This is a genomic window from Anderseniella sp. Alg231-50 (genome assembly GCF_900149695.1).
Lineage (GTDB): Bacteria > Pseudomonadota > Alphaproteobacteria > Rhizobiales > Aestuariivirgaceae > Anderseniella.
On sequence record NZ_LT703003.1, the window covers coordinates 1,765,362 to 1,789,845 of the forward strand.

The 24,484-nt window shown below is 58.4% G+C and carries 18 protein-coding genes; 15 read left to right on the forward strand and 3 right to left on the reverse strand.

Going from position 1 to position 24,484, the window contains the following annotated elements:
* Window positions 1-87 precede the first annotated feature (87 nt).
* Complete coding sequence (locus DHN55_RS08315; RefSeq protein ID WP_108880834.1) at window positions 88-876, reverse strand: gamma-glutamyl-gamma-aminobutyrate hydrolase family protein; 789 nt, start codon at window positions 874-876, stop codon at window positions 88-90.
* A 303-nt stretch (window positions 877-1,179) separates the two neighbouring features.
* On the opposite strand from DHN55_RS08315, the gene DHN55_RS08320 reads away from it, so the two are divergent.
* From DHN55_RS08320 to DHN55_RS08345, 6 genes are all read left to right on the forward strand, one after another.
* Window positions 1,180-2,274, forward strand: coding sequence for a TRAP transporter substrate-binding protein DctP (locus DHN55_RS08320; protein WP_108880835.1), 1,095 nt, complete (start codon window positions 1,180-1,182; stop codon window positions 2,272-2,274).
* Window positions 2,275-2,414: 140 nt separating this feature from the next.
* A complete protein-coding gene (locus tag DHN55_RS08325) occupies window positions 2,415-3,395 on the forward strand; it encodes a TRAP transporter small permease subunit (protein WP_337660061.1) in 981 nt (326 codons plus the stop codon).
* 73 nt (window positions 3,396-3,468) lie between these two features.
* Window positions 3,469-6,132, forward strand: a complete 2,664-nt coding sequence (locus tag DHN55_RS08330) for a TRAP transporter large permease subunit (protein WP_108880837.1) — start codon at window positions 3,469-3,471, stop codon at window positions 6,130-6,132.
* Between the two features lie 10 nt (window positions 6,133-6,142).
* Complete coding sequence (locus tag DHN55_RS08335) at window positions 6,143-6,919, forward strand: glucose 1-dehydrogenase (RefSeq protein WP_108880838.1); 777 nt, start codon at window positions 6,143-6,145, stop codon at window positions 6,917-6,919.
* A gap of 47 nt (window positions 6,920-6,966) precedes the next feature.
* Window positions 6,967-8,190, forward strand: a complete 1,224-nt coding sequence (locus DHN55_RS08340) for an acyl-CoA dehydrogenase family protein (protein WP_108880839.1) — start codon at window positions 6,967-6,969, stop codon at window positions 8,188-8,190.
* Window positions 8,191-8,289: 99 nt separating this feature from the next.
* A complete protein-coding gene (locus DHN55_RS08345; protein ID WP_108880840.1) occupies window positions 8,290-9,117 on the forward strand; it encodes a hypothetical protein in 828 nt (275 codons plus the stop codon).
* A gap of 18 nt (window positions 9,118-9,135) precedes the next feature.
* On the opposite strand, the gene chrA is transcribed toward DHN55_RS08345, so the two are convergent.
* Both chrA and DHN55_RS08355 read right to left on the reverse strand, forming a co-directional pair.
* Window positions 9,136-10,428 carry a chromate efflux transporter gene (gene chrA, locus DHN55_RS08350; RefSeq protein WP_108880841.1) on the reverse strand — a complete coding sequence of 431 codons (1,293 nt, stop codon included), beginning with the start codon at window positions 10,426-10,428 and terminating at the stop codon, window positions 9,136-9,138.
* A 12-nt stretch (window positions 10,429-10,440) separates the two neighbouring features.
* On the reverse strand, window positions 10,441-11,250 hold the full coding sequence (locus DHN55_RS08355; protein ID WP_337660062.1) for a chromate resistance protein ChrB domain-containing protein: 810 nt from the start codon (window positions 11,248-11,250) through the stop codon (window positions 10,441-10,443).
* 284 nt (window positions 11,251-11,534) lie between these two features.
* Between DHN55_RS08355 and DHN55_RS08360 the strand changes: the two genes are divergently transcribed.
* From DHN55_RS08360 to DHN55_RS08400, 9 genes are all read left to right on the forward strand, one after another.
* A complete protein-coding gene (locus DHN55_RS08360; protein ID WP_108880843.1) occupies window positions 11,535-15,020 on the forward strand; it encodes an indolepyruvate ferredoxin oxidoreductase family protein in 3,486 nt (1,161 codons plus the stop codon).
* Window positions 15,021-15,047: 27 nt separating this feature from the next.
* Window positions 15,048-15,719, forward strand: coding sequence for a cyclic nucleotide-binding domain-containing protein (locus DHN55_RS08365; protein ID WP_108880844.1), 672 nt, complete (start codon window positions 15,048-15,050; stop codon window positions 15,717-15,719).
* A 184-nt stretch (window positions 15,720-15,903) separates the two neighbouring features.
* The gene (locus DHN55_RS08370; RefSeq protein WP_108880845.1) at window positions 15,904-17,880 is read left to right on the forward strand and encodes an AMP-binding protein; all 1,977 of its coding nucleotides are present in this window, start codon (window positions 15,904-15,906) and stop codon (window positions 17,878-17,880) included.
* On the forward strand, window positions 17,877-18,695 hold the full coding sequence (locus DHN55_RS08375) for an ATP-binding cassette domain-containing protein (protein ID WP_108880846.1): 819 nt from the start codon (window positions 17,877-17,879) through the stop codon (window positions 18,693-18,695). Before DHN55_RS08370 ends, DHN55_RS08375 begins: the two co-directional genes overlap by 4 nt.
* 22 nt (window positions 18,696-18,717) lie before the next feature.
* Window positions 18,718-19,674, forward strand: a complete 957-nt coding sequence (locus DHN55_RS08380) for a branched-chain amino acid ABC transporter permease (RefSeq protein WP_337660063.1) — start codon at window positions 18,718-18,720, stop codon at window positions 19,672-19,674.
* A 21-nt stretch (window positions 19,675-19,695) separates the two neighbouring features.
* A complete protein-coding gene (locus tag DHN55_RS08385) occupies window positions 19,696-20,775 on the forward strand; it encodes an ABC transporter permease subunit (protein WP_108880847.1) in 1,080 nt (359 codons plus the stop codon).
* A gap of 132 nt (window positions 20,776-20,907) precedes the next feature.
* Window positions 20,908-22,215 (forward strand): ABC transporter substrate-binding protein, encoded by a 1,308-nt coding sequence (locus tag DHN55_RS08390; RefSeq protein ID WP_108880848.1) that lies wholly within the window; start codon window positions 20,908-20,910, stop codon window positions 22,213-22,215.
* 100 nt (window positions 22,216-22,315) lie between these two features.
* Window positions 22,316-23,161, forward strand: coding sequence for an ATP-binding cassette domain-containing protein (locus tag DHN55_RS08395; protein ID WP_108880849.1), 846 nt, complete (start codon window positions 22,316-22,318; stop codon window positions 23,159-23,161).
* 50 nt (window positions 23,162-23,211) lie between these two features.
* A complete protein-coding gene (locus tag DHN55_RS08400) occupies window positions 23,212-24,447 on the forward strand; it encodes an AMP-binding protein (RefSeq protein ID WP_108880850.1) in 1,236 nt (411 codons plus the stop codon).
* Window positions 24,448-24,484: the final 37 nt, after the last annotated feature.

Here is a 24,484-nt window from a genome sequence, read left to right on the forward strand (position 1 = left end):
CCGGAAAATCTAGGGCCAACACCGTCCCCGCCTGCGGGATTTCAGCCCGGTGGCTGAAATGACCACCCGGCACCTGCGCCGCTCCGCTCAGCTGTCCGGGGTCGCTGCCCGGTCGCGAAGCTGGGTGTATCGCTGCATGGCCTGGCCGAACGCCTGGAACAACCGGACCGAGTCAGGATTGTCCTTGGCCCGGTACTCCGGATGCCATTGTACCGCCAGCACGAAGCTGTCGGTATCTTCGGCCACGGTTACGGCCTCGATGACACCATCGGGCGCGCGCGCCATGACCTTCAGCCCGGTGCCCAGACTGGCAATGGCCTGGCGGTGAACCGTATTCACGATCGTGCCCGACTTCTTCAGAATCGAGTGCAGTATACTGGCTGGTTCGATGGCAATCGGATGCGCCGGGCCGTAGCGCACCTCAATATCGTCGCTGTCCGCAGCTCGGTGATCGAGATTGCCGGATTTGGTCTGGACCTCGGTATCAAGAGTGCCGCCAAACACCACATTCAACTCCTGAAAACCGCGGCAAATGCAGAAAAGCGGCATGCCCCGGTCGAGCACCGCGCGGATCAGCGGCAAGGTCAGGCTGTCGCGAAGCTGATCATAAGGTTCATGATCCGCGCTTGGTTTTGCGCCGAACCTGGGCGGATGGACGTTGGATGTCGCACCGGTAACCAGAACACCGTCAAGCCGGTCGAGCAACTGGTCCAGATCAAGATCACCGCCCATAGCGGGAATGATGACCGGCAGTGCATTGGAGCAGTCCATGAGGGCGCGGATATACTTGTCTCCGGCTGAATGAAAATGCAGCCCGTCCTTGGTCGATACATCGGCGGGCACGCCTACAAGAGATGGTCTGGGTACTGTCGACATGGGCTGGATCCTGAAAACGAATGAGGCTTTGGTAAACTGGCGATGGCCGACATGTCCAACAGTTTCTCCCTGCCGCCATTGACAAACCAATTAGCTCGCCGCGCGTTCACCACATTGCCGGAATGTCATCTCAAAAACTGCATCTTGCTGTTGTGTCTGTGAAAACTTTGGGGTTTATTCTTGTCACGCAGACCGAAAGGGTCGGCTTTGAGGATCGAACGGTTCGCGACAGGGCGTGTTTGGTCCTTAAATTATGCCCGTTCCAGTTGAGCGGGGCACATTCGAAAACAAGGGAGTATCCGAATGGATCGTCGTAAGTTTATCAAGTCTGCCGGTATCGCCACCGGTGCAGCAGCTGCCGCAACCACATTGTCCGCGCCTGCCATTGCGCAAGCCAAGAAGGACATGGTCATCGTGGCGACATGGCCACGGGATTTCCCGGGCCTGGGTACAGGTGCGCAGCGTCTTGCCGCACGTATCGGTGAACTGACCGAAGGGCGCATAAATGTGCAGTACTTCTCTGCCGGTGAGCGCGTCGGCGCTTTTGACTCGTTCGACGAAGTTGCATCAGGCAACGCACAGGCCTATCACGCCGCCGATTATTACTGGAAGGGCAAACACCCTGCATGGGCGTATTTCACATCCGTACCGTTCGGCCTGACCCACAATGAACAAAATGCCTGGATCAACCATATGGGCGGCCAGGCTCTGTGGGATGAAGTAGCTTCCGGTTTCGGCCTCAAGTGCCTGATGGCCGGCAGCACCGGCGTCCAGATGGGCGGCTGGTTCAACAAGGAAATCAATTCGGCTGACGACCTGAAAGGTCTGAAGATGCGTATCCCGGGTCTCGGCGGTGACGTCATGGCAAAGCTGGGTGCGTCTCCTGTGTCCCTTCCGGGCGGCCAGATTTATGAAAACCTTGTCTCAGGCGCGATCGATGCAACCGAGTGGGTCGGCCCGTGGAATGACTACTTCATGAAGTTCTACGAAGCTGCCAAGTACTACTACTACCCGGGCATGCACGAAGCCGGTTCGACGCTGTCTCTCGGCATGAACGAAAAGTGGTGGTCCGATCTCGGCAAGACCGATCAGGAAATCATCAAGGCTGCGTGTGGCGAAGAGCACACGTTCTCGATGTCCGAGTACAATGCAAACAACGGTACTTTCCTGACCAAGCTGCTCAAGGAAAACGGTGTTGAGCTGCGTGAGTTCAACGACGACATCTATGACAGCTTCGGTGTCGCTGCCGAAGAAGTGTTTGGCGAAACCGTTGCACACTCGGATCTGGCAAAACGGACCCACGAAAGCTTTGTTGCAGCACGTGCCGACGTTGGCGGCTGGATGAAACTTTCCGAAGGCGCATACTTCCAGCAGCGCAACCGCGTGCTGGGCCTGTAAGCAGGCCTTTTGCCTGACAGACAATGACGCAGGTGGAACAGGAATTCCTGTTCCACCTGTTACGCCCAGAAGCCCGGCAAGAGGTAAAAAGCGTATATCGATGAGGGTTTTGCTGCGGCAATCAAGGGTGGGTGCTGACTGTGAGCGATCAAACATATCAGGCGTCGATGTCGACGCTGGGCTGGCGGACGTTTTCATGGGCCGTCACATTTTTGATGTTCGTTTTTCTCTTAAACAATTTTCTGACCTACTGGTTCGGCTGGCCGGGAGCCACGTCGGTTTCAGCCGGTGGCGGGGCGCTTGCCTGGCTGCAGGTCGCACTTTACGGATTGGGGCTGGCCGGTGCGGTATGGTTTGTGCGCAGGTCGCCGCAACTGCCATTGCGCGATGATGCCAACCGGCTCTACGGACTGACCGCGTATATCATTCGCTGGGCGTTTTTCTCGGTGCTTCTGGTCGGGCTGGTTGATGCATTCATCTCATTCTTGCGCGTCGAAGGCTTTCTTGAAAGCGTTGTCGGCAGCAGCTTGTCGGCGGAGCTCGGCAGGCCGGTGTTCCGCGGGCTCTGGGTACATGTCCCTCTGCTGCTGGTATCATTCGTCATTGCGGCATTCACGCGGACTTTAGGATTTATCTGGCTGGCGCTGCTGGTGGTGATTGCGGAGCTGCTGATCGTGTTCACCCGGTTCATTTTCTCATATGAACAAGCCTATATGGGCGATCTCGTGCGGTTCTGGTATGCCGCCCTTTTCCTGTTTGCCAGCGCCTATACGCTGATCGAGGAGGGCCATGTCCGGGTGGACGTGCTTTATGCAGGCTTCACCACCAGGGCCAAGGGCATCGTCAATCATGTCGGATCGATCCTGCTGGGCATGACCTTGTGCTTCGCGGTCTTGTGGTTCGGCATGGAAGGCAAAGCCAGCGTGATCAACTCGCCACTGCTCAATTTCGAAGTCTCGCAATCCGGTTTTGGCATGTATGTCAAATACATGATGGCAGGCTTCCTGGCGGTTTTTGCAGTGACAATGATGGTGCAGTTTGCCGGTTACCTGCTGGATGCAGTGGCCGATCAACGCAATGAACCCGGCAAGCGCAAGGTCGCAGACGCCGGCGGACACTGAACGGGCCAGGTCAGGGCAACCTGGTTCAAGTGAACAGATCAACCTGATCTAGGGTTTTGAGGGCAATTCGGTTATGGAACTTTTCTTTCTTGCAATGCTGGTGCTGGTCATGGCTACGGCGCTTGGATCAGGCTATCCGGTGGCATTTGCCCTTCCGGGAGCTGCCATTCTCACCATCAGTGCAGCGGCGGTTTCCGGCTATCTGTTTGCCGGGGACAGCGCGGCCTATTTTGCCCAGGGGTCTCCGTCGCAATGGTTGAGTGCCGGGGTGACCAACTTCCGCGGTATCTACTGGGAGGTAGAGCGAGATACGCTGATTGCCATCCCGCTGTTCGTGTTCATGGGCATCATGCTGCAGCGCTCGAAAATCGCCGAAGACCTGCTGGTCACCATGGCCCAGCTGTTTGGCCCGATACCGGGGGGGCTCGGTATTTCGGTCGTATTCGTGGGCGCGCTTCTGGCTGCGACCACAGGTATCCTGGGCGCGACGGTTGTGGCCATGGGCCTGATCTCGCTGCCGGTGATGATGCGCAACAATTACTCGCACCCGCTTGCCACCGGCACGATTGCAGCCTCCGGTACCCTGGGCCAGATCATTCCGCCGTCCATCGTGCTGATCATTCTGGCTGACCAGCTTGCCAGCGCGGTCGACCAGGCTGATACCGCGCGCAAGTCCCTGTACAAGGCGACGACCGGCGAGTTCTCGATGCCGTCCGAGTTTGCCGTTACATCAACCAGTGCCGGCGACATGTTCCTTGGTGCCTTCATTCCGGGCCTGGTGCTGGTCGGGCTGTACATGACGTTCATCCTGGTGCTGGCGCTGATAAGGCCGAAGCTTGCGCCCGCCGTGCCGCTGGAAGGCGGTTACGACCGCACCCTGATTGCCAAGGCGATGATCACGCTGGTGCCGCCACTGGTGCTGATCTTCATCGTACTGGGGTCCATCATTGCAGGCGTTGCGACGGTGAACCAGGCCGGCGCCATTGGTGCTGCTGGCGCCATGATCATGGCAGGCTACCGGCTCAAGGAGGGCCAGCCGCGCGCCTACTGGCCGGCCATGCTGGCGATGGCTGCCGTTGTCTGCATCTTCATCCTGTCATCGCAGTTCAACATGAACGTGAAGAACATTCAGACCTCTACCGATGCCCTGGGGATCGGCCTGGGTGTGGTGGCGCTCGGCGCACTGATTGTTGCCCTTTTGTGGAGCGGCAAACGGGCCCTGCAGATTGACAACACACTGCGCGGTGTGATGCTCGATACCGCCAAGACGACGTCGCTGGTGTTCATCATCCTGCTCGGCGCGGCGATGTTGACGGCTGCCTTCCGCGCCTTTGGCGGTGAAGAGCTGGTGAAGGAGTTCCTGACCAGTCTGCCGGGCGGTTTCTGGGCCCAGTTCATTATCGTGATGGCGGTGATTTTCCTGCTCGGCTTCTTCCTCGACTTTATCGAAATCGCCGTGGTGGTGGTGCCGATCGTGTCGCCGATCCTGCTGGCGGACCCGCAGGCGAACATCACTGCCGTCTGGCTTGGCGTGATGATCGGCCTGAACATCCAGACATCGTTCCTGACGCCGCCGTTCGGCTTTGCGCTGTTCTACCTGCGCGGTGTGGCGCCGGCTGCGGTCAAAACCACATCAATCTACAAGGGCGTCGTGCCGTTTATCGGGTTGCAACTGGCTGCACTGGGGATCGTGGGATACTTCCCGAGCCTGGTGAATTACCTGCCGACCAGGCTGTCATTGCTGGGTGAACAGGCACCGCCTCCGATCAATCCGAAACTTCAGACCTGCATTGAAGAAACCGTGTTTACCCAGTTCCAGAGCGATGGCGACCGCATCAGGTCTGCCATAGGTGACGCGAAGAATCTCAATGTATCGAGCCTGCCGCCAAAGCTTGCAAAGTCGTTCGGCGACAGTCTTGCCAAGGCGGAGAACACCTTCAAGCTGCTGGATGACATCAAGGCAACGGAGGTTTCGCTGAAGCAGGCGGTTCCCGCCTATTCGCCGCTGCATGTCCAGGTGCGCGAAATCCAGCGTGATGTCCGCAAGGTGCAGGTGGAAGTGAAACACCTGCGCACCGCATTGAGCCGGACCCGCGGCGATGATGATGCAGCCAAGGCGGCGCGCGAGCGCCTGCAGGCCAGTATCGACAAGGACATGGCCGAAGTCGAACGCCTTGAAGCCCGGATTCCGGCGGACTGGGCAGAGAAAAACAAGGCATTCAAACTGCTGCTGAATGCAGACAAGAAAGCCCGCACGACCTACCGGCGCAACACTGACCAGTCCTACAAGCCGGTGATCGAAATTGCCAAGATTCTTGAAACCAGCGATGCGCTGGGTGAACTTGCACCGGACTTTGCCGCACTGACGAAGCTGGCGGACAGCGGCGATGCCACGGCGGTTGAAGCCGCTGCCAAGGCCCTGAGTTCGAAACTCTCTCCGATTGCCGGCAGCAATGACATCAGAAAAGAGCTGCGCAAGGTATCGCGTCATGCAGCCAGGTCACCGGACGATGTGCCGGCGTTGAAAAACCTCCTGGTTGAAACAAGCAGGGTCTATGACGATGAAGTGCGCTGGCGCACAGCGGCAAAAGCAGACCTTGGTGAGGGACTCGGCAAGTACGAGGCTGCGATCAGGAACACCATTGGCCTGAGGTCGCTGAGACGCCTGCCGGAAGGTACCGCTCTGAATGTTGCCGCCTGCATGTCGCATCACACCGATGTGTCGCTGAGCTTCTGACGGGGGCCTCATGCACGCCAGCAAACTGTTTGATCTGTCCGGTGAAGTCGCGCTGGTCACCGGTGCCTCTTCCGGCCTGGGAGAACGGTTTGCCGAAGTGCTGGCGGCCCATGGTGCCAGTGTCGTAGTGGCGGCACGCCGCGCCGACCGCCTGGCGTCGCTTGTCGGGCGGATTTCCGATGCAGGCGGAAAAGCCCAGGCGGTGGAACTGGACGTTTCCGACCAGGGAGCAATTGCAGGCGCTTTCGACGCGGCTGAAACCGCATTCGGTACCGTCACGATACTGGTCAACAATGCCGGTGTTGCCGGTAACAGGGCGGTTTTCGACGTGACACCCGAAGACTGGCGCAAAGTCATGTCGGTAAATCTGGACGGGGTGTGGTTTGCCGCCCAGGAGGCGGCGCGCCGGATGAAGGATGCGGGCCGCCACGGCAATATCATCAATATTGCTTCGGTGCTGTCCTTCCGGGCCGCGCGCACGGTTGCAGCCTATGCCGCGTCAAAAGGCGCCGTGCTGCAACTGACGCGCAACCTGGCGCTGGAATTTGCACGCTACGATATTCGCGTCAATGGTATTGCACCTGGATACATTTTGACCGAGATCAACAAGGAATATTTTGAATCAGACGACAGTGCGCCGATGATCAAGCGTATTCCTCAACGCCGCATCGGCGATGTATCGGATCTGGACGGCACCCTGTTGCTGCTGGCTTCGAACAAGGCGTCAGGGTACATGACGGGAAGCACGGTGGTGGTGGACGGCGGGCATCTCCTGCCGGTCGACTAGACGCTTCCAGATCCGCACACGACACTCCAGGCCCGAAAGGCAGTATAATGGATTTCACAATCTCACCGGAACTCGACAAACTCAGGCTGCGCGTGCGGGATTTCATTGCAGGCGAAGTGCTGCCGCTTGAAGACAGCAAGGACAGCTATAACGAGTTTGAGAATATCCGGCTGTCGCTGCTGAAACCGTTGCGTGAAAAAGCCCGCAAGGAAGGTTTGTGGGCACCGCAAATGCCAAAGGAACGCGGCGGGCTCGGATTGGGCGTTGCTGAATGGGCAGTGTTTTACGAAGAAGCCGCGCGGTCTATTTTCGGGCCGGTTGTGCTGAATTGCCAGGCACCGGATGACGGCAACATGTCGGTCCTCAACAAGGCGCTGGCGAGCGACGAGATGAAGGACAAGTGGCTGCAGCCGATCATTGACGGTGACGTACGGTCGTCCTTCGTGATGACGGAACCGGCGCCCGGATCCGGCTCCGACCCCGGCGGCATGATGCTGACCAGTGCCGAGCGCAAGAACGACCGCTACATCATCTCGGGGCGCAAATGGTATATCTCAGGGGCTGCAGTTGCATCGCACTTCATCCTGATGGCGCGCACGTCCGATGATCCGCGCAACGGCCTGTCCGCCTTCCTGTTCCACAAGGACGATCCGGGATGGCGCATTGTCCGCCGCATCGGCAATATGGGGCCGGACGAGCACGGCGGTGTGTGCGAGCTTGAATTTGACGGGCTTGAGATACCCATGGCCAACCGGCTGATGGAAGAAGGCGATGGCCTCAGGCTGACCCAGATGCGGCTCGGCCCGGCCCGGCTGACGCACTGCATGCGCTGGCTTGGCATGGCCAAGCGGTGCATGGAGATCGCCAACGATTATGTTTCCAAACGCGAGGCGTTCGGCTCGAAGCTGGTCGAACGGGAGTCCATCCAGATCATGATGGGCGATGTGGCCGCTGCCATACAGACCGGCAAGCTTTTGACCATGCATGCAGCCTGGCTGATCGACCAGGGTGACAAGGCGCAGCGCGAAGTGTCGATGGCGAAAATCCATGTTGCGGATACGCTGCACCAGGCCGCTGACACGGCGTTGCAGCTGATGGGCGCCAAAGGGTATTCCGAAGACAGCGTGGTTGAGTGGATCTACCGCTATGCACGGTGCGCCAGGCTGGTGGACGGTGCGTCTGAAGTCCACAAGATGGTGTTGTCCCGGCATTACCAGAAGCGTGGCAATGATTTCTGGGACTGGCCGGTCGACGGCGGGGGCGATAGTTAAAATTGTACCTGTCGGGTTAAGCGCCGCTTGGTAGGATGTGCAGTATTCTGATTGCAGGATTTCCAGAAGGGATTTTGCAGGAAGATGGTACTTGGCCGGATGATAGATGTTGTGCTTGCGGTTGCTGCGGCGACCTGGATTGCCGTTGCCGGCATGACCGGGGAGGTGCAAGCGGCCGCATACGACACGTCGCGACTGGACAGGATGCCGGACTTTTCCCAGACAGACCGAAGGTTGAACCTGCCTGGCGGCGGGTCGCATTATTGTGTGCCGGTTGCAACCGCCAATGTACTGGTCTGGCTGGCTGAACAGCGTGGATACAAAAAGCTGCTGCCGGTACAGGGCCTCACGACCATCGAGAAAGTGGCAAGTGTCGCAACCGAACTGGGCAGCGCCAGGCTGATGTCGACAGCGCCGAAGGGCGGCACCAACCTGCAGAAATTCGTTGACGGATTGTCGGAGTTCATCCGGAAGTCCGGCTACCGCGCGTCGCTCGAAGCCCATAGCCCGCGGCGCTACCGCAATGTCACCCGCAACCACAAGGGTGCGCCGGACATGTTCAAAATCAGGTCGGAATTCGCTCGCGGCGCAGGTGTCTGGGTTTCGGTCGGTTTCTTCAAGGAAGGCAACCGGTCAGGTGAGCTTCAGCGTGTCGGCGGACATATGACAACCATGGCCGGGTTCGGTGTCAACGAGAACGGCGCAACCGACCGTGATGTTATCATTCTGCATGATCCCGATGATGGTCACAGGGCCAATGTGCAGCGCCGTTACCTGCATCCCGAGCGCATCCGCAATGCATTCCACGTTGACAAGAACGGCAGGCAGATTGCCCCTCTCGACGATTTCCTTGATGTGTCCGGCGCCTTCAATATGCGTCGGGGATACCGGGCAATACTGATGCACGTATTCGTTCTGGACATGTAATTCTGCCGGTATAACCCGTCAGCTCATCAGGCCGATTAACGCCCCCAATATCGCGCAGACGCCCAGTGTCTTTGCCAGGCCGGCATGCAGCTTCAACAGCATCACTGCAGACACCATGAACAGTGCCACCGCGGAGATGCTCACGCTGGACCAGACCGGCCATGTCATTGTCACCGGGCCTGTCTCGATCCTTGTCAGGTCACCAAACAGCACATGCAGTCCGAACCACAGCGCCAGGTTTGCTATTACGCCGACGACACCGGCGGTAATGGCGCTCAGCGCACCTGACAGTCGTGGCATGTTGGCCAGGCGCTCAATATAGGGAGCGCCGGCGAATATCCATAAAAAGCACGGCGCAAAGGTCACCCAAAGGGCCACTGCAGCCGCCGCCAGCCCGCCGGTTACCGAACCCTGCAAGCCGGACGCGCGAAAACCCGCCATGTAGCCGACGAACTCCGTCACCAGGATCAAGGGTCCGGGCGTGGTTTCCGCCAGGCCGAGCCCGTCGACCATTTGCGGTGCGGTGAGCCAGCCGTGATTTTCAACCGCCTGCTGACCCATATAGGCCAGCACCGCATAGGCACCGCCAAAGGTCACGACGGCCAGCTTGGAGAAGAACAGCCCGACGGAAACCAGCAGGTGATCGGGATAGGTTACCAGAGCAATGACGGCAATCGGTGTAAACCAGATGACCAGCCAGGTCGCTATGGTGCGTACGGTCTGCAGCGCAGGTACCGGCGTGACCTCATGCAAGGCGGTGTCGGCCGCCTGGCCTTTTGTCATTGCATAGCCGGTGATGCCGGCAACCACAATTACCGCCGGGAACGGTATGTTGAATACGAACAGCGCAAGAAAAGCCGCAATGGCGATCATCCAGTGCCAGGGCAGATTCAAGGCGCGGCGCGAGACTTTCAGCAGGGCTTCCAGGACGATGGCCAGCACAGCCGCCTTGATGCCGAAGAAGACGGCTTCAACCAGCGGCAACCTGCCGAACAGCGAATACAGAACCGAGATGACGAGCACGACGGCGGCGCCGGGCAGTACGAACAGCAGACCTGCCATCAGGCCGCCGCGCACCCCGTGCAGGCGCCAGCCGGCATAGGTTGCAAGCTGCATGGCTTCCGGACCGGGCAGTAGCATGCAGAAATTGAGGGCACGCAGATAGTCCTGCTCGCTCAGCCACGGGCGCTGTTCCACCAGTTCGCGGTGCATCAGGGCAATCTGCCCCGCCGGGCCACCAAACGAGAGGCAGCCGATGCGCGCAAAAACACGCATGGCTTCACGGAATGAAGTTGAAGGGTCATTTGTCATTGCTGTTGCCTCTCAATCTGTCATCGGCTGCCAGCCATGGGTTTCACTGCCGGCCAGTTTTAGGCGGGCATAGAGCGCGTCGTAAACCGGAAATCCGAGGCGCATCACATCGTGGTCGGATTTGCCCACAATGGAATTACCCAACATGACGGCCAGCAGGCCGGCAGCTTCCGGCGCCAGATCATTCCGGCCGGTATCGGCACCGCGCACGATGCTTGCCAGCTGAGCGAGAACCGGGTCGTTCAGGTCAAACTCGCGCAGCAATGTGTCAAAGCTGCAAAGATCGCCATCATGTTCAATAACCGCCCCCGGTGTATCAAATGCGACGCCTGACAGTTCGTCCGCTATATCAATCACCCACTCGGCTTCGGCAAAATGAAACACGGCGTCGGGATCAACGAAGCGGGAAATAAGCCATGGGCATGCAACACGGTCAATCTTGGGCTCCATGCGCGTTACCCAGGTACTCGGCCCGGCGTCCACGGGACAAAGCCGGCTTTGCCCGACGGTTGGCAGGCCGGCTTCAATCCAGCCGTCTACGCCGCCTGCCAGTGCGCGGGCATTATAGCCTCTTTGCCTGAGCAGGGCAGTGGCGATCTGCGATACATTGTGACCGTGCATGCAGTTCAGCACGATCAGGTTGTCGCGGGACAGATTGCCGGACCAGTCCAGAGCTTCAATGTGGTTGCGCCAGCGGCTGCCCGGCAGAAACCGTGAACCCGGTTCGATGGCCTGCGGTCGGCGAACGTCAAAAATGCGAACCGGTTCGGCAGTTGCCAGCCGGTGTGAAAGATCTTCAGCGGAGATAAAAAAGTCGCCCATAATGCGGGTTCCCTCCATAGCAGAGTGAACGGCGCTTGGGCGACATGCCTGACGGGGTGGCCAATAGAACCCCGTGACGCAGTATTTAGAGCATTAACTATCCAGCGGCAAGCCATTTCATCAGGCGGAGCCGGCGCTTGCCGAAGCCCGGGCTTTGGCACAGACTGGATCATGTTACAGGTTCAGCAGAAACCCTTTCGGACTTGTAATGAAAGTTGATTTGACGGGCGCTGGAAAAATATGTCAGCATTACTGACCTTTTCGAATTATACGGAGTATGAGTAATGGCATTGAAGCCGGTAAAACTCGACGATAAATTCGACCTTTCGAAATCGCATGTCTTCATGACGGGAACCCAGGCAATCGTGCGGCTGACGCTGATGCAGCGCGCCCGCGACGAGCGTGAAGGGTTGAATACCGCCGGCTATGTGACGGGTTATCGCGGCTCGCCGGTCGGCGGGCTCGACCAGCAGTTCATGAGGTCGGTAAAGTATACCGAGCCTGCCAATGTCCGCTTTGAGCCGGGTATCAACGAAGACCTGGCTGCGACCGCGATCTGGGGCGCCCAGCAGGCGGAAATGCGCGGTGAGGGCGCTTATGACGGCGTGTTCTCGATCTGGTACGGCAAGGGACCCGGTGTAGACCGGACAGGTGATGTGCTGCGGCATGCCAATTCTGCAGGGTCTTCCGAACATGGCGGCGTGCTGGCCCTGATGGGCGATGACCATGGCGCTGAAAGCTCGACGGTTCCGCACCAGTCCGAATTTGCCATGATGGACGCCATGATCCCGATCCTGCACCCGGCAGGCCTGCAGGAAATTCTGGACTACGGTGTCTATGGGTTCGCCCTGTCGCGGTATTCGGGATGCTGGGTCGGACTCAAGTGCGTGCATGACAATATCGAGTCTGCAGGCATCGCCGACGGCGCCGTTGATCGCGTCAAGATCAACCTGCCCAAGGATTTCGACATGCCGGAAGGCGGGCTGAACATCCGTGCTTCCGATGACCGTTTTGAGCAGGAATACCGGCTGCACAATCACAAGCGCTATGCCGCTGTCGCCTTTGCGCGGGCCAACAAGCTCGACAAGATCATCATGTCCGGTGGCAGAACAGCGAAGATCGGCATCGTATCGACAGGCAAGAGCTACCTGGATGTGCGCCAGGCGCTTGACGACCTGGGTATTGACGAAGTGGCATCGTCGAAACTGGGCCTGCGGCTCTTGAAGGTTGCAATGGTGTGGCCGCTGGATCCGCAGATCGTTGACGAGTTTACCAGCGGCCTCGACCTGGTGATCGTGGTAGAGGAAAAACGCTCGCTGCTGGAAACCCAGATTCGTGAACAGCTGTGCAACGACGGAAAAGCGCCGATCGTCATCGGCAAGAAGGATGAAAAGGGAAACACGCTGTTTCCGGCCTGGGGCACACTGGAGCCCAACCAGATAGCCATAACGATTGCCGACCGCTTGCTGAAGAAGCGCAAGTCTAAACCGGTGGAAGAACGCCTTGGTATCATCAAGGCTTCCATGGCCAGTGTCAGCAACTCGCCGAACCTTGCCGAGCGTATTCCGTACTTCTGTTCCGGATGCCCGCACAACTCATCGACTGTCCTGCCCGAAGGCGGCCGCGGCTATGCGGGTATCGGGTGTCACTGGATGGTGCAGTACATCCCCGAGCGCAATACCGAAGGTGCCACCCACATGGGCGGTGAAGGCGCCAACTGGATCGGCGAGGCACCGTTTTCAACCCGCAAGCATGTGTTCCAGAACCTTGGCGACGGTACCTACAATCATTCCGGCCTGATGGCCATCCGGGCCGCTGTCGCGTCCGGGGTGAACATGACCTACAAGATCCTGTTCAACGACGCGGTCGCCATGACCGGCGGGCAGACCCATGAAGGCGGATTGACGGTGCCGCAGATTGCCAACCAGGTGCGCGCGGAAGGCGTGGACCGCATTGCCATCGTTACCGACGAGCCATGGAAATACCCGGCCAATGCGGGCTTCCCGGATCGTATCAGTGTGCATCACCGGTCTGAACTGCAGACGGTACAGAAAGAGATGATGGAGGTGCCTGGCATCTCCTGCATCATTTACGACCAGACCTGTGCGGCGGAAAAGCGCCGACGGCGCAAGCGCGGCACATTTCCGGATCCGGACCGGCGCGTGTTTATCAATGAACTGGTGTGTGAAGGCTGCGGTGACTGCGGCGTGCAGTCGAACTGTGTGGCCATCGCGCCGAAGGAAACCGAGTTTGGCCGCAAGCGCCAGATTGACCAGTCTGCCTGCAACAAGGACTTTTCCTGCCTGAAAGGCTTCTGTCCGAGCTTTGTCACCATTGAAGGCGGTGAATTGATCAAGGGGGTGTCGAACCCGGTCAACACGGAAGGGACACCGTTCCCGGTCCTGCCGCAGCCGGAGCAGGTGGCGCTGGATCAACCCTGGGCGATGATGATTACCGGTATCGGCGGCACCGGCGTTGTCACCATCGGCCACCTGATCGGCATGGCGGCAAACCTGGACGGCAAGGGCGTTGCCATGATCGACATGGCGGGCCTGTCCCAGAAGAACGGCGCGGTGGTGACACACCTGAAGCTGGCGCAGACACAGGACGACATTGCCTCCATCCGAATTGCCGCTGGCGGCGCGGATGTGTTGTTGGGTTGTGATATTGTGACATCGGCGTCGGAGCGGATTCTGTCCGGCGCCTCTCGTGCGCGCACCCACGCCATCGTCAATTCATACGAAGTGATGCCGGCTCAGTTTACCCGTGATGCCGACTTCAACCTGCCGGGCTCGCAGATGCAGGTGCAGATCGAGGCCCGCACGAAGCAGGGTGCGACCGAGTTCGTTGACGCGACCCGCATTGCCACCGCCTTGCTGGGTGATTCCATTGCCTCAAACCTGTTCACGCTCGGTTATGCCTGGCAGCATGGGCTGGTGCCGGTTTCCGAGGACGCAATCATACGCGCCATTGAACTCAATGGTGTTGCCATCAAGATGAACCAGCAGGCGTTTTTGTGGGGCAGGCGGGCGGCGCACGACCTTGCTGCGGTCGAGGCGGTATTGTCCGCCGGAACCAAAAACACCGAGGAACAACCAAGGACACTGGATGATGAGATCAGCCGGCGTGTGGATTTTCTGACCGGCTACCAGAACGCTGCTTATGCAGATACCTACAAGAGCCTTCTTGACGATGTGCGGTCACGCGAAGCGAAAGCCGTCAAGGGATCTGAAAAGCTAACTGCGGCGGTCGCCCGCTACCTGTTCAAGCTGATGGCCTACAAGGACGAGTATGAAGTTGCCCGGCTTTACTCGGACGGGTCGTTTGCAAAGTCGGTCGCGGCCAAGTTCAAGGGTGACTACGAGGTTCGCCACCATCTCGCGCCGCCCCTGCTGGCAAAGCGTGATCCGGAGACCGGTCATTTGCTGAAACAGGAATATGGCCCGTGGATGATGCAGGCGTTTTCCGTGCTGGCGAAGCTGAAAGGGTTGCGCGGTACGGCGTTCGATCCGTTTGGCCGCACTGAGGAACGCCGCATGGAGCGTCAGCTGATCGCGGATTACCGCGACACGCTGTCCGTGGTCTTGTCGGGCCTCAAGCCTGCCAACCTGGACCTTGCCGTCGAGATTGCCTCGGTGCCGGAAGGCATCCGCGGATATGGGCATGTGAAGGAACGCCATGTCGCCGAAGCAAAGACCAGCGAGGCAACGCTGCTTGATGCCTACAAGGCCGGCAAGTCACGGGCACCGGTGTTTCTGGCTGCAGAGTGAGGTGAACCTAATCGCGACGGCACTATCATGACCCCCGATGAACTGGCCGACATTGCCGTTTGGGCAGGCGAACTGACACAGGAAGAACTGGCGCACGTAGCACCCGGTGTCAGGATGAAGACCTTTGAGCGGGGCCAGCATGTGGCGCATTTCTCCGACCGGGTCGATGCATGGCACGGCGTCATTGGCGGCGTCCTGCGCATAGGCCATGTATCCGACACCGGCCAGGTGGCCGGCGTGTCTGCCATTTTAGGCGGCGGCTGGTTTGGCGAGGGCTCGATCATCAAGGACGAGGCGCGGCGCTATGACGTTGCCGCAGTAACCGATGCCGACGTGGCAATCATGCGCGGCGACACCTTTCGCTGGCTGTTTGCCAACTCTGTCGGGTTCAACCGCTTCCTTGTGCAATTGCTCAATGAACGGCTGGGGCAGTTTATTGCCATTGTCAGCCGGGACCGGACCAGCAGCGCAGTGGTGCGGCTGGCGCATACAATAGCGGCAATGTACAATCCGGTGTTGTTTCCACGCACGCCTGATGAAATTGAAATGCCACAGGAAGATCTCGGCCTGTTTGCCGGAATTTCACGCCAGATCACCAACAAGTCGCTGCACAAACTGGCTGATGACGGCCTGATAAAACTCATGCCTAGTGGCCTGAAAGTGCTGGATGTCGAGGGTTTGAAAGACTATGGCGGATGAAGACGGCTTCACCAAGGCCCAATCTGAGACCATAGAACACAAGAATATGGTCTGTCTGTCAACTCAGTACTGGTGCACAGCATTTTTTTTCGGCACACTCCCCCTCAATCGTCGGCATCAAGACCGGTAACTGGAAGTGAACAAGCAGCTTGCTGAGGGCTGCCTGTCAGGGTGGAAATGACATATGAATGCTGAAGCGCATGACGCGTCGGTGCACGACACAATTCCGAAACTGCTATTGCGAAATGCCAAGATCAGAGGCGCACGTCCTGCCATGCGCGAAAAGGATCTTGGCATCTGGCAGACGTGGAGCTGGGCTGACACGCTGGCTGAAATCCGTGACCTGGCAATGGGCTTGCGGGCCCTGGGTCTCAAGCGCGGTGACCGGGTGGCGATTGTCGGCGACAACCGGCCGCGACTTTACTGGGCAATCTGTTCGGCCCAGTCGCTCGGCGCAATTCCGGTGCCGGTGTACCAGGACTCCGTGGCCGAAGAGATGGGCTATGTGCTGGACCATGCCGGGGTCAAGTTTGCCGTGGTGGAAAACCAGGAGCAGGTCGACAAACTGCTGGAAATCCAGGAAACCTACAAGGACCTCAAGGAAATCGTCTTCGACGAGGAACGCGGCCTGCAGAACTATGATGTTGACGGCGTGCGCTCGTATGAAGCGGTGCAGCAACTTGGCCGCGAAAGCGGTGAAAGCGAAGATGTGTGGCGTGCCGAGATTGCCAAGGGCAAGACCGCTGACACGGCAATCATCCTGTACACGTCAGGCACGACCGGGCGGCCCAAGGGCGTTGTGCTGACGCAGGGCGCGTGTGTCTGGGCTGCAGACACGGCACAAGAATTCGACAATCTGACCGAGAATGACGAGGTGATCGCCTACCTGCCGATGGCCTGGGTCGGAGACCACATATTCTCGTATGCGCAGTCTTATGTTTCGGGATATTGCGTGAATTGCCCGGAAAGCCCGGAAACGGTTATCGACGACCGGCGCGAGGTAGGCACGACCTATGCTTTCGCACCACCGCGAATTTACGAAAACCTGATCACCCACACTACGGTCGCCATGGAAGACGCCAGCGCGATCAAGAAGAAAATGTTCGAATATTTCCTGGGCGTGGCGCGGGAATATGGCGAAGACATCCTCAACGGCAAGCCGGTGCCGCTGATGGCCAGGCTGAAATACTGGCTCGGCAATTTCATGGTGTATGGACCGCTGAAAAACCGTTACGGGCTGAGCAAGGTGCGCATCGGTTATACGGCGGGTGAAGCGATCGGGCCTGAGATTTTCAAATATTACCGGGCGCTCGGTATCAACCTGAAGCAGCTCTACGGACAGACTGAAGCGGCCGTTTACATTACCGGCCAGCCCGACGGCGAGATTTATGCCGACACTGTCGGTACGCCCATGGGTGGTGTGGAAATCGAGGTCGCCGACAGCGGCGAGGTGATGTACCGCTCGCCGGGCGTGTTCACCGAATACTACAAGAACAAGGAAGCGACCGAGGATACCAAGACCGCGGAAGGCTGGGTACATTCCGGTGATGCCGGCTTCATTGATGAAAACGGTCATCTGAAGATTATCGACCGGGCCAAGGATGTCGGCCACTTGAATGACGGCACGCTGTTCCCGCCGAAATACATCGAGAACAAACTGAAATTCTTCCCGAACATCAAGGAAGCGGTTGCTTTCGGTGACGGGCGGGACACGGTGACCGCGTTCATCAATATCGACCTGACGTCGGTGGGCTCGTGGGCTGAACGAAATAACGTCGTCTATGCCAGCTACCAGGAACTGGCCGGTCATTCCGACGTTTACAAGATGATCGAGGAACATGTGGATGCGGTGAACCAGGAACTGTCGCGAGAAGAGCGTGTTGCCGGTGCTCAGATTTCTCGCTTTTTGATCCTGCACAAGGAACTCGACCCTGATGACGGCGAGATTACCCGCACCGCCAAGGTGCGTCGCTCGCTGGTCAACGAACGCTATGCCGTGCTGATCGACGCGCTGTACGATCCGGCCAAGAAGCGCCAGAAGATCAAGACCGAGGTTACCTTCGAGGACGGCAGGCGTGGCGATATTGAAGGTGATGTCGAAATCAGGGACATGCAGCTGCATGCCATTGACCGGGCAAGCTTCAAGGAGGCTGCAGAATGAATGTGGCGGTTAAACCGGCTGACACGGGCAACGACCGTGCCAACGCGCCGGAAGTCATGCTTGATATTCGCAATGTGTCACTGTCGTTCGGTGGTGTGCACGCCATCAAGGATGTGAGCTTCAATATCAACAAGGGCGAGATCCGCGCGATCATCGGCCCCAATGGCGCCGGCAAGACTTCGATGCTGAACGTCATCAACGGCTTTTATCATCCGCAGGTCGGCGAGATCACCTTCAAGGGCGAAACCCGCACCCAGATGCGGCCTTACGTGGCCGCCACGCAGGGCATTGCCCGCACGTTCCAGAACGTGGCGCTGTTTCGCGGCATGTCGACGCTCGACAACATCATGTCCGGCCGCACGCTGAAAATGCACAAGAACTTCTTCTGGCAGATGCTGCGCTACGGCCCGGCCATGCAGGAAGAGGTCGAACACCGCGAGCGGGTCGAGGAAATCATCGACTTCCTGGAAATCCAGCATATCAGGCGGACACCGGTCGGCCGTCTGCCATATGGCCTGCAAAAACGGGTTGAGCTGGCACGGGCCCTGGCCATGGAGCCGGAACTTTTGCTGCTTGATGAACCGATGGCGGGCATGAACCTGGAAGAAAAAGAAGACATGTCGCGCTTCATTCTCGATGTGAACGACCAGTTCGGCACAACGATTGCGCTGATCGAGCACGATATGGGGGTGGTAATGGATCTGTCGACACGGGTGGTGGTGCTGGATCATGGTGAAAAAATCGCCGACGGCACACCGGCGGAGGTCAGCTCCAATCAGGATGTGATTGATGCTTATCTCGGCGTAGCGCACTGACAGATCAGGGGAACAGGCAATAATGGATATTCTTTACAACATTCTGATCGACCCGTTTGTGCAGATGGGTTCTGCGCCGGACTTCTTCCTGCAGGTTTTGTGGTCGGGGTTTGTGGCAGGCACGCTGTACTCGCTGATTGCGCTGGGTTTCGTGCTGATTTTCAAGGCATCCGGCGTGTTCAATTTCGCCCAGGGCATCATGGTGGTGTTCGCGGCACTGACCCTGGTTGGCCTTTACCAGGCAGGCGTGCCGGCTTGGCTTGCATTGATCCTGACCATCGGAGCGATGTTTGCGCTGGCCTGGCTGGTCGAGCGCATTGTGCTGCGCAACCTTGTGAACCAGGAGGAAATCATCCTGTTCATGGCGACCATCGGGCTGAACTATTTCCTGATCGGATTTGGCGAATACGTGTTCGGCGGCGAGCCGAAACCGATGATTGCCTCGGAGCTGGGATTGCCCACCGGGTCCACCACATTCGAGCCTTTCGGCGGTATTGTCATCATCGAACACCTCGACGTGGCCGCTGTCATCATGGCGATCATCCTGGTGACGGCGCTGGCGATCTTCTTCAACAAGACCCGCATCGGGCGGGCCCTGCGTGCTGTTGCTGATGATCATCAGGCGGCCCTGTCGGTCGGCATTTCGCTCAACCAGATCTGGGTTATCGTGTGGTTTGCAGCAGGTATCGTGGCGCTGGCAACCGGCATCATGTGGGGGGCCAAGTCGGATGTGTCGTTTGCCTTGCAGATTGTTGCGCTGAAAGCCCTGCCGGTGCTGATCATCGGCGGCTTCACCTCGATACCCGGCGCCATCATCGGCGGCCTGGTGATCGGATTTGGCGAGAAACTGTTTGAAATTTACTGGGGCGGGCTTTTGGGCAGTGGTGTCGAGGGCTGGTTTGCATATGTGATTGCGTTGATCTTCCTGCTGTTCCGGCCGCAAGGGCTGTTCGGCGAAAAAATCATCGAACGAATTTAGGGCGAGGCTGGGTACAAGAAAATGTTTTATCGTGAAGTAGGCCAGTTCAAGACCAACTACACCGCCGACAGCCAGGTGTTTCCGATCCTGCAGGACAAGCTCGGCATTATCGCCATGCTGGTGATTGCCTATGTGATCATACCGATGGCCGGCAATGACTTTTTCATCACCACTGTGATGATCCCGTTTCTGGTATTTACGCTGGCCACAATCGGCCTGAACATCCTGGTTGGCTATACCGGGCAATTGTCGCTGGGTACAGGAGCCTTCATGGGGGTAGGGGCATATTCGTGTTACAAGCTGACCACCATTTTCCCTGATGTGAACATCATCATCATGGTGCTGTTGTCCGGCTTCTTTGCCGCCGGTGTTGGCATCCTGTTCGGCTTGCCGTCGCTGCGCATCAAGGGTTTTTACCTGGCCGTGACCACGCTTGCCGCCCAGTTCTTCCTGGAGTGGGCGTTTATCCGGATACCGTGGCTGTACAACTACAATGATTCCGGTGCCATCGAGGTACCGCAACGCGAGGGCTTCGGCGTGATCCTGTCGGGTGCCGCCGCGCAGCCCGTGACGCGCTACCTGGTGGTGTTGTCCATCGTGCTGGTGATGACATGGATTGCGTCCAACATCATCCGCGGCCGCATCGGCCGGTCCTGGATGATGATCCGCGACATGGATATCGCTGCTGAACTGATGGGCGTGCGCCCTCTATATGCCAAGCTGTCGGCGTTTGCGGTGTCGTCTTTCTATTGCGGTGTCGCGGGCGCGATGGGCGTGTTTTTCTGGCTGGGTGCGGCGGAAGTTGAGAGCTTCGATATCAACCACTCGTTCCTGTTCCTGTTCATGGCCATCATCGGCGGGCTTGGTTCGCTGATCGGTTGCTACATGGGGGCTGCTTTCATCTGGATCCTGCCGATCATTATTCGCGCGCTGCCGGGCACGCTGGGCCTGGACATTAACGCTGCAACCGTCGAGCACATCAACTTCATGATTATTGGTGGTATGATCATCTTTTTCCTGATCGTTGAACCACACGGGCTTGCGCGACTGTGGCAGATAGCAAAAGAAAAACTCAGGACGTGGCCGTTCCCCTACTCCTGATCTGAGAGATGAGGCATTTTTTTTGGGAGCAAGAAACTGAAGTGTCATCAATCCGGGAGCACGGATCAGATGGCGTAAATTTAAACAAAAGCAACCGGATCCACGACGGGACGGTATTCAGGGAGGAAACCAATGAAGAAGCTTTTGATGACTGGTGTAGCCTTTGCCACCTTGGCAGGTACTACATTTACTGCGGCCCCGGTGGCGCATGCCGAAGACACGATGTTCGTGCCTTCGCTGAGCTATCGCACCGGGCCATTCGCCAGTGGTGGCACACCGCTGGCCAACGGTTATGCCGATTACTTCAACATGCTGAATGCCCGTGATGGCGGCATTGGCGGCGTCAAGATTGTCGTCGAAGAATGCGAAACCGGCTACAATGCCCAGAAGGGTGTCGAGTGCTACGAGTCGACCAAGGGCAAGGGCGCGCTGGTGTACAACCCGTATTCAACCGGCATCACCCTGCAGCTCATTCCAAAAGCACCGGTTGACAAGATTCCGGTGCTCTCGATGGGTTATGGCCTGTCGGCAGCTGCTATCGGCGAGAAGTTCCCGTGGACCTTCACCTATCCGACAAGCTACTGGAGCCAGCTGTCATCGATCCTCAAGTACATCGATGCCAATGGCGGCCTCAAGGGCAAGAAAGTCGGCTTCATCTATCTTGATGTCGGGTACGGCAAGGAGCCTATCCCGCTGCTCGAACAGCTGGCCAAGGATCAGGGTTTTGAAGTTGCCAAGTTCCCGGTCGGCGTGAAGGAAATGCAGAACCAGAGTTCGCAATGGCTGAACGTCCGCAAGGAACGCCCTGACTACATGGTCATGTGGGGCTGGGGTGCGATGAACGCTACGGCTGTCAAGGAAGCGGCCAAGATCAAGTATCCGCTGGACAAGTTCATCGGCAACTGGTGGGCCGGCGCACACGCAGACCTGCGTTCGGTCGGTGAAGCTGGCAAGGGCTACAAAGCCGCCAACTTCTCCGGAGTGGGAACTGACTTCCCGGCGCTTCAGGATGTGATCAAGCATGTTGTTGACAAGGGTGGCAGCCAGGTTGCCAGTAAAGACCTCGTCGGCGACGTCCTGTACAATCGCGGCCTGTTCAACTCCGTGCTGATTGCCGAAGGCATCCGCGCGGCCCAGGCCAAGACCGGCAAGAAAGTCATCACAGGTGCAGACCTGCGTGATGGCTTCGAAAACTTCGACCTGTCGGAAGCGCGCCTGAAAGAGCTTGGCCTGGAAGGCTTTACCGCTCCGATCAAGGGATCCTGCAAGGACCATGAAGGCGCCGGTTCAGTGTTCATCCAGCAGTGGGACGGCAAGGACTGGGTCAAGATTTCCGATCCGATCGCACCTGATACCGCTGTCGTACGGCCGCTTCTGGAAGCAGCTGCAGACAAGTACCTGTCCGACAAGCCTGAATGGAAGACCCAGACCTGCAGCTGATTGCAGTGATGTGCTCTGAAATTTAACGATAATACTCCGCCTGCCTTATCGGGGCAGGCGGGGCTGATCACCCCCGCTATCCAATTGAAGGCGTTTGCCCATGGCCGAAACCCTTGCTGCCCAAGACACTGAAGCACAGACCGAACAACCTGTTCTGTCGATCAACAATATCGAGGTGATCTACAATCACGTCATCCTGGTGTTGAAAGGTGTATCGCTCGATGTGCCGCAGGGCGGTATCACGGCTTTGCTGGGTGCAAACGGCGCCGGAAAAACCACGACGCTGAAAGCGGTGTCGAACCTGCTGCGCGCGGAACGCGGGGACGTGACCAAGGGAACCATCGAGTTCAAGGGCGAGCGGATCGACCAGCTTACGCCCAACGAAATGGTGAAGCGTGGCTGCATCCAGGTGATGGAAGGCCGTCACTGTTTTGAACACCTGACCATCGAAGACAATCTCCTGGCCGGCGCCTTTACCCGGCGCGACGGCCGCGCGGCAATCGCCCAGGACCTTGAGATGGTCTACAACTATTTTCCGCGGCTGCGTGAGCGCCGCACCTCGCAGGCCGGCTATACGTCCGGCGGCGAACAGCAAATGTGCGCCATCGGCCGGGCGCTGATGTCGCGCCCGACGACCATCCTGCTGGACGAGCCGTCCATGGGGCTGGCGCCGCAGCTGGTCGAGGAAATTTTCGAGATCGTCAAGAAGCTGAACGAAAACGAAGGCGTGTCCTTCCTGCTGGCCGAGCAGAATACCAACATTGCACTGCGCTATGCCAAATACGGCTACATCCTGGAAAACGGCCGGGTGGTGCTGGACGGGGAAGCGTCCGCCCTGCGTGACAATGAAGACGTGAAAGAATTCTATCTTGGCGTGTCGGGCGAAAACCGCCGTTCGTTCAAGAATGTAAAGGCCTACAAGAGACGCAAACGCTGGCTGGCCTGACCATTGGTTGCCTGACGTTGAGCCGCATAAGGCAAGTTGGAACTGACATTATGACTTCGTACTTTGATGAGCTGGAGACGCGTGACCACGAGGCGCGCGAGGCACAACTGTTCAGGGACCTGCCTGCTCAGATCGAGTATGCGCTGACCGCTCCCGGCTGGAAACGCTTCCTGGCAGGTGCCGAACCGTCCGGAACCACTTCCAGGCAAGCCCTGGCCCGGTTGCCGGTGCTGCGCAAGACCGACCTGAAAGACCTGCAGGCGGCAGAGCCGCCGTTCGGCGGATTTACGCCCGGTGGCCCGGAGACCTGGGGCCGGGTGTTCATGTCGCCGGGACCGATATTCGAACCGATGGGACTTGCAGCCGACCCCTGGCGCGGGGCGCGTGCGCTGTTTGCCGCCGGTTTCAGGCCGGGTGACATGGTGCACAATTGTTTCGCCTACCATCTGACGCCGGGCGGGTTCATTCTCGACGAAGGCGCGCGTGCACTGGGATGTTCGGTTATTCCCGCCGGTATCGGCAATACTGAACTGCAGATGGACAATATCGAGGCACTGAAACCGGTCGGGTTCACCGGCACGCCGGATTTTCTGAAAATCCTGCAGGACAAGGCCGCAGAGGCCGGTCGCGACGTCTCGTCGATCAAGCGGGCGCTGGTATCAGGCGGGGCGCTGTTTCCGAGCCTGCGCGAAGAGTATGCCAGCCGCGGGGTCAGCGTGTTGCAGTGTTATGCAACGGCCGACGTCGGGGTCATTGCCTATGAGAGCGAGGCAATGGAAGGCATGATTGTGGATGAAGGCGTCATCCTGGAAATTGTTCGACCCGGCACCGACGAGCCGGTTGCGGAAGGTGAAGTCGGTGAGGTGGTCGTCACCAACTTCAACAAAACCTACCCGATGATCCGCTTCGGCACCGGCGACCTGTCGGCAATCCTGCCAGGCGCCAGCCCCTGCGGACGCAGCAACCAGCGTATCAAGGGCTGGATGGGCCGGGCGGACCAGACCACGAAGGTCAAGGGCATGTTCGTACACCCGTCGCAAGTTGCGGACATCGGCAAGGCCCATCCGGAGCTTGGCAAGTTGCGCTTGGTCGTCGGGCGCAGTAATGAACAGGATACCCTGGTATTGCAGGCAGAATGCGCCAATGCCGCTGACGGTCTGGCGGAAGCCGTTGCCGGGACCATGCAAAAGATCTGCAAGATACGTGGACAGGTTGAGCTGGTTGCCGTAGGTAGTCTGGCAAATGACGGAAAGGTGATTTCAGACGATCGTCCTGCTGCTGCCTGATCTGTTATCTGGTACAAGACGTACTTCTAAAGCGTTA

Excerpts from the sequence above, each read along its gene's own strand:
- DHN55_RS08395 (WP_108880849.1), top strand. The coding sequence starts at position 22,316 with ATGGCCGAAACCCTTGCTGCCCAAGACACTGAAGCACAGACCGAACAA.
- DHN55_RS08360 (WP_108880843.1), top strand. The coding sequence starts at position 11,535 with ATGGCATTGAAGCCGGTAAAACTCGACGATAAATTCGACCTTTCGAAA.
- DHN55_RS08375 (WP_108880846.1), top strand. The coding sequence starts at position 17,877 with ATGAATGTGGCGGTTAAACCGGCTGACACGGGCAACGACCGTGCCAAC.
- DHN55_RS08320 (WP_108880835.1), top strand. The coding sequence starts at position 1,180 with ATGGATCGTCGTAAGTTTATCAAGTCTGCCGGTATCGCCACCGGTGCA.
- DHN55_RS08390 (WP_108880848.1), top strand. The coding sequence starts at position 20,908 with ATGAAGAAGCTTTTGATGACTGGTGTAGCCTTTGCCACCTTGGCAGGT.
- DHN55_RS08340 (WP_108880839.1), top strand. The coding sequence starts at position 6,967 with ATGGATTTCACAATCTCACCGGAACTCGACAAACTCAGGCTGCGCGTG.
- DHN55_RS08370 (WP_108880845.1), top strand. The coding sequence starts at position 15,904 with ATGAATGCTGAAGCGCATGACGCGTCGGTGCACGACACAATTCCGAAA.
- DHN55_RS08380 (WP_337660063.1), top strand. The coding sequence starts at position 18,718 with ATGGATATTCTTTACAACATTCTGATCGACCCGTTTGTGCAGATGGGT.
- DHN55_RS08400 (WP_108880850.1), top strand. The coding sequence starts at position 23,212 with ATGACTTCGTACTTTGATGAGCTGGAGACGCGTGACCACGAGGCGCGC.
- DHN55_RS08345 (WP_108880840.1), top strand. The coding sequence starts at position 8,290 with ATGATAGATGTTGTGCTTGCGGTTGCTGCGGCGACCTGGATTGCCGTT.
- DHN55_RS08330 (WP_108880837.1), top strand. The coding sequence starts at position 3,469 with ATGGAACTTTTCTTTCTTGCAATGCTGGTGCTGGTCATGGCTACGGCG.
- DHN55_RS08365 (WP_108880844.1), top strand. The coding sequence starts at position 15,048 with ATGACCCCCGATGAACTGGCCGACATTGCCGTTTGGGCAGGCGAACTG.
- chrA (WP_108880841.1), bottom strand. The coding sequence starts at position 10,428 with ATGACAAATGACCCTTCAACTTCATTCCGTGAAGCCATGCGTGTTTTT.
- DHN55_RS08335 (WP_108880838.1), top strand. The coding sequence starts at position 6,143 with ATGCACGCCAGCAAACTGTTTGATCTGTCCGGTGAAGTCGCGCTGGTC.
- DHN55_RS08315 (WP_108880834.1), bottom strand. The coding sequence starts at position 876 with ATGTCGACAGTACCCAGACCATCTCTTGTAGGCGTGCCCGCCGATGTA.
- DHN55_RS08385 (WP_108880847.1), top strand. The coding sequence starts at position 19,696 with ATGTTTTATCGTGAAGTAGGCCAGTTCAAGACCAACTACACCGCCGAC.
- DHN55_RS08355 (WP_337660062.1), bottom strand. The coding sequence starts at position 11,250 with ATGGGCGACTTTTTTATCTCCGCTGAAGATCTTTCACACCGGCTGGCA.